This is a genomic window from Phytoactinopolyspora endophytica (assembly GCF_004138495.1).
GTDB classification, from domain to species: domain Bacteria; phylum Actinomycetota; class Actinomycetes; order Jiangellales; family Jiangellaceae; genus Phytoactinopolyspora; species Phytoactinopolyspora endophytica.
Window position 1 is genome coordinate 92,032 of the sequence record NZ_ML142854.1, and the last position, 5,039, is coordinate 97,070.

At 68.3% G+C, this 5,039-nt stretch carries 6 protein-coding genes; 4 read left to right on the top strand and 2 right to left on the bottom strand.

The window, feature by feature from the left end; all coding sequences use genetic code 11:
- Positions 1 to 11: 11 nt before the first annotated feature.
- From ELR45_RS35125 to ELR45_RS13455, 3 genes are all read left to right on the top strand, one after another.
- On the top strand, positions 12 to 638 hold the full coding sequence (locus tag ELR45_RS35125) for a TetR/AcrR family transcriptional regulator (protein WP_165367749.1): 627 nt from the start codon (positions 12 to 14) through the stop codon (positions 636 to 638).
- A gap of 91 nt (positions 639 to 729) precedes the next feature.
- A complete protein-coding gene (locus ELR45_RS13450) occupies positions 730 to 1,005 on the top strand; it encodes a hypothetical protein (RefSeq protein WP_129666792.1) in 276 nt (91 codons plus the stop codon).
- 3 nt (positions 1,006 to 1,008) lie between these two features.
- Positions 1,009 to 2,481: an alpha/beta hydrolase family protein gene (locus ELR45_RS13455; protein ID WP_129666795.1), complete on the top strand. Its 1,473-nt coding sequence runs from the start codon at positions 1,009 to 1,011 to the stop codon at positions 2,479 to 2,481.
- A gap of 13 nt (positions 2,482 to 2,494) precedes the next feature.
- Here the strand turns inward: ELR45_RS13455 and ELR45_RS13460 are convergent, their stop codons facing one another.
- Positions 2,495 to 2,905, bottom strand: coding sequence for a hypothetical protein (locus tag ELR45_RS13460; RefSeq protein WP_129666797.1), 411 nt, complete (start codon positions 2,903 to 2,905; stop codon positions 2,495 to 2,497).
- Between the two features lie 113 nt (positions 2,906 to 3,018).
- Positions 3,019 to 3,678, bottom strand: coding sequence for a TetR/AcrR family transcriptional regulator (locus ELR45_RS13465; RefSeq protein ID WP_129666800.1), 660 nt, complete (start codon positions 3,676 to 3,678; stop codon positions 3,019 to 3,021).
- Positions 3,679 to 3,817: 139 nt separating this feature from the next.
- On the opposite strand from ELR45_RS13465, the gene ELR45_RS37775 reads away from it, so the two are divergent.
- The coding region (locus tag ELR45_RS37775; protein ID WP_205856544.1) for an MMPL family transporter at positions 3,818 to 5,039 on the top strand (1,222 nt) is incomplete at its 3' end.

The following is a 5,039-nucleotide window of genomic DNA, read 5'->3' on the forward strand; positions in this document are numbered from 1 at the left end:
ACTGAACGTTGATGACGTCTCAACTATCGCCGCGCACGGGAGGTGGCCGACGGGTCCAGGCTCGGGCCGGGTACCACCATGGCAACCTCCGGGCGGCTCTGGTCCAGGCAGCGATCGGCCTCGTCCGGGAGAAGGGGCCGTACGACTTCAACCTGGCGGAAGCGGCCAGGCGAGTCGGGGTCAGCGTCGCGGCGCCCTATCGGCATTTCGAGGACCGTGAGGCGCTGCTGGCGGAGGTCGCCCAATGGGGGTTCGAGCAGCTGCGTGCCGCACTGGAAGCCGTCCCGCGGGACACCGACGATCCGGTGGACGGCCTCGTCGCACTCGGGCTGGCGTACATCGAGTTCGCCGAGGCGGACCCGAAGGTCTTCCAGCTGATGTTCTCGCTCGACGAGCGCGTGTCCACGTCCGAGGCGGGGCGCGGTGCGCTCGGCGTGTTGCGGGGCGCCTTGGAACGCGCCGTGGAGTCCGGCCGGGTCGGCGTGGACGTCGAGACGGCGATGCGCGTCACGTGGGGGCTGGCGCACGGCGTGGCGACGCTGAAGATCGGGGACATGGGGACCTTCCGATCGGACACCCCGCAGGACGTCGCAGCTACTCTGCGGGCTGCTTTCGCCGGCCTGTCACCGCGTTCATGACCTGAAATCCACCATTGATCCGGCAGCTTGCGGTGGGCGTTCCGAATCTATTATGTTAGTCGTACTTACATCCTGTGTAGTGGAGTTTCAAATGGGTATCACGCCGCGTGCTCAACGCAATGCTTCACGTACAATTCACTTCATTGTTGCGGCCACGTTAGGTACTTATGTTTATGCGCCGGAACACGTTTCCGATCCATTGCGGCCTTTTCTTATGTTCGTCGGTATTCCACTCGCGGTTCTGACCGGAACTTTCCTGTGGAAGCAGGCGCTCTTCCGCCGCGTCGCCCGACGTGCCGGCCAGGGTCCGGCGCGGACGACATCGCGGGCAGAGGCGCCGGTCTCCAGCACGCGAGATGCCGGCTAGGACATGGCGCGATGGAAATATGCCCTGGCCGTGGCGTCGGCCTCGATGGCCGGCGTCGCTCTGCTGGGAGTCCTCGGCGAGGTGCTCGCCCCGAAGCCGAGGTGGGAGCCTCGGCCGTATGACCTTCCGCCGCTGACGGACGCGGCGCCGGAGATCGAGCCGGCGGCCGGGCAGGAACCTACGGATGAGTATGAGGTCCGCAGAGAAGAGGTAACGGTCGAGGTCGAAGGCGACGAACTTGCGGCGAGCGTCTTCTCGCCGGACGCTGCCGGCCGATATCCGGCGGTCGCATTCGTTCACGGCGCAGGAGTGGGAAACGGCAGCAGTCATTTCGATCTCGCGGAGCGGTTCGCGCGCGCGGGAATCGTCGCGGTCGCCTACGACAAACGCGACGACTACTCGTATTTCTGGAACCGCGACTTCGACCAGCTGGCCGAAGACGCGACTGCGGTCGTGCGGATGATGCGCCAGCGGCCGGACGTCGACCCGGACCGCGCCGGGCTGTGGGGGCTCAGCGAAGGCGGGCGCGTGGTGCCGTTGGCCGCTTCCCGCAGCGACGACGTGGGCTTCGTCGTCACCGTCGGTGGGGCCGTGAGCGGTCCGCTGCGGAATACGGCATGGTCGGTCTATGAGGGCCTCGCTGCCGAGGGTGCTCCCGCCGGCGCACGGAGCCTGGCCGTGCATGTGCTCGGAGGCGGATACCTGTTCACGCTCCATCTCGACCCGCCGTCGGGCGTGTGGAGCGAGGTTCAGCAGCCGGCGCTCGTCATCTATGGCAACAACGACTACCTCGTGCCGCCGGCCGAGAGCTCTCGGATCATCGTCGACGGTCTCCAGGAAGGGCGCAATTCCGGCTATGCGGTCAGGTTCTTCGGAGACGCCGACCACGGCCTGCGACAGGACGGTGGATTGGCGCCGGGCTACGTCCGGACGATGACCGACTGGATCTCCGGCCTCCCCGGGAGCGCGGAGGCGTCGGCAGCCGTGGCCGGACCGTTGCCGGTGCAGCGATACGCATCCACGGTGGTTCCGCGTGCTCCCTGGTACGGCGGCGTACACGCGCTTGCGGTCACGGTCGTGCTGACCGTCGTGGGCGCGGTGGTGATACCGGTGGCGGCCCGGCGACGGCTCCGAGCGTCGGCCGGAGCGGGCTGGCATCCGAACGACCGAGCCGCGCGCTGGAGTACCCGCTCTGCCGTCGTCGCGTTCGGGGCGCTCTGGGGATACATCGCCGTCCTGATCGGACTGGGATACACCCGCAACGGTGCAGCCGCCGTCTATCAGGTCGGTTGGGGCCTGGTCCGCGCCACCGCCCTGGCGGCGGTCATCCTCGCCGCCGTCCTCGCGTTGCGTGCGTTCGCGGGCGGCGGAAGGCTCGACCGTGCGCAGTGGCTGGTGCTGGGCGGACGGCTCGGCGTCGTCGTGCTGCTCCTGCTCAACCTTGCCTATTGGGGTGTGTTCGCCCCCCGCTGGTGACGGGGCTGCGAGCTCAGACGGTCAACAGGCCGACACCGAGTGTGACCAGGCCCGCGGCCAGGACCGCGGCTCCGATCCACACCAGGACGATGAGCGCGTTCGGCCGGGTGCGCCCGGCGCCGAGAGAGGAGAAGAAGAAGCCTGCCGGCATCAGGATCGCGGCGACTGCCACGCCGCTGCGCGCGACCCAGGCGGCGGCACCGTCCAGGTCGGTGGCGTCGGTGAGTACGGCGGCGACGATTCCGAGTGTGAGGAACATGCCGGCATGGCCGTGGCCGGCCCGGGCGAACGCTCGCTGGAAGTCGGTCGCGGGCAGCTTGCCACGGATGAGCCGGGTGAGGTACCAGCCTCCGGACTCGACGGTGACGAGTGCCAGCAGCAGAATTCCGATCAGACGGCTGGCTTCGGTGCTGAGTTCGAACATGGTGAGACTCCTGGGTATGCGATCGTCGTCGTATCAGCGTGCCGCGGCGAGAGGTGGTCTCGTACAGGGCGCCGTGCGGTCGCAGCCCAGCTGCGCACGGCCCGGTCCGGCGGTCACGGGTCGGCCCTGGGGCGGCCGTAGGTGTTGCTGACCATCTCGATGACCCGTTCTGAGGCAGCGTTGCGGGCGCTGCTCGGCAGCTGGCCGAGCGGCCCGTCGGCGATCAGGCGGGCGAACCCGTGGACCGCCGACCAGGCGACGATCTCGGCCAGCGGGCGGCGGTCGGCCGGGAGCACGCCGATGTCCACGAGATCGTCCAGGGTCTGTACCAGCATCCCGAACGCGGTCGGCGTCGCATCGGCGGTGGCCACCGGTGGGAGGCCGGCGTGGCTGGTAGCGGCTTGGAAGAGCCCTGGATTGGACGGTGCCACTTCGATGTACGCCCGGGCGATCGCGTGCAGCCGATGTATGGCCTGCGTGGCCGGGTCACCGGCGGCCGGGATGCGGGCGATGTTGTCCCGCATGGCGCCGGCGAGATGGTCGAACGCGTGGTCGCGGACCGCCTGCAGGAGTTCCTCGCCAGCACTGAAATGCCGGTACGCGGCCGTCGGTGTGACGCCCACGATCCGGGCTGCGGGCCTGACGCCGACGGCTGCCGGGCCACCTTGGGCGGCCAGTTCGACACCCGCGTCGATCAGCGCATTGCGCAGGTCACCGTGGTGGTAGGGGCGACGCGGGACCGCGTCGCCGCTCGCTCCATCCGATGTTGACATGCGCCCACATTATGTGCAATGTTGACACTTGTAAAGTTTACAGCCGATCACATGGTCCTATCGCTTCGCGGCAATGGGTTCTCATTGCCGGCTCTCGTCATCCATCCCGACCTCGCAACCGCCTACGTGAGGAAAAGCCATGCTCACCAGCCTCGCCTCCGGCCTGGTCCGTCGCGCTCGCCTCGTTCTCGTCCTCGGCGGCGTGCTTCTTGTCGGAGCGGTCATCCTCGGCATCGGTGCTTTCGGCAAGCTGCAGAGCGAGGGGTTCAACGATCCCGCAGCCGACTCGTCGCTCGCTGAAGACGTCATCGACGAGCAGTTCGGTGGTGCTGCCGACCTGGTCTTCCTGGCCGATGCCGGCGACGGCACGGTCGACGGACCGGACGCGGCGGCCGCGGGCGCGGAGCTGACCGAACGGCTCGCCGCGGAGGATGACCTGGCCTGGGTCACCTCTTACTGGGAGACGGGCGCCGAGTCGATGAGATCCGGCGACGGAACGCAGGCCATGATCGTCGCCGGACTCGGCGACGGTGAGGCGGCGACCTACATCGACGAGTACTCCGGTGCGGCCGGACCGCTCGAGGTGACGGTCGGCGGACCCGCCGCGCTGGCCGAGGATCTGCCCGAACAGGTGGCTGGAGACCTGCTCACCGCGGAGATGATCGCGGTGCCGCTGATCCTGTTCTGCCTGGTCCTGGCCTTCGGTACGGTCGCTGCCGCGGCGCTGCCGCTGGTGGTCGGTGCCATCGCGATCATGGGAACGTTCGGTGAGCTCTCCATCCTCGGCGATGTCACCGACGTGTCGGTCTTCGCGATCAACCTGACCACCGCGCTCGGACTCGCACTGGGTATCGATTACGCGCTGTTGATGGTGAGCCGTTATCGCGAGGAGCTCGGGCACGGTCACAATGTCCGGGACGCCGTTGTGCGCACAGTCTCCACGGCGGGGCGGACCATCATCTTCAGCGGACTCGCCGTGACCGCGGCGCTTGCGGTCCTGCTGCTGTTCCCGCTGTACTTCCTGCGCTCCTTTGCCTACGCGGGTATCGGTGTGGTCGTCATCGCCGTCGCCGGAGCCATCATCGTGCTTCCAGCGTTGCTCGCGGTGCTCGGCCATCGGGTGAACGCCCTGCGGTTGCCTTGGGCGCGGTCCGTCACGCGAGGCAGCGAGGCGCCGTTCTGGGGCCGGCTCGCGAGCTGGGTCATGCGCCGGCCGGTGCTGACCGGCGGTTCCGTGGTCGTCTTGCTGCTCGTCGCGGCCGTGCCGTTGCTGCAGGTCGGTTTCGGTACGCCTGACGACCGGGTGCTTCCGGAGAGCGCACCGAGCCGGCAGGTCGGTGATACGTTGCGGGACGATTTCG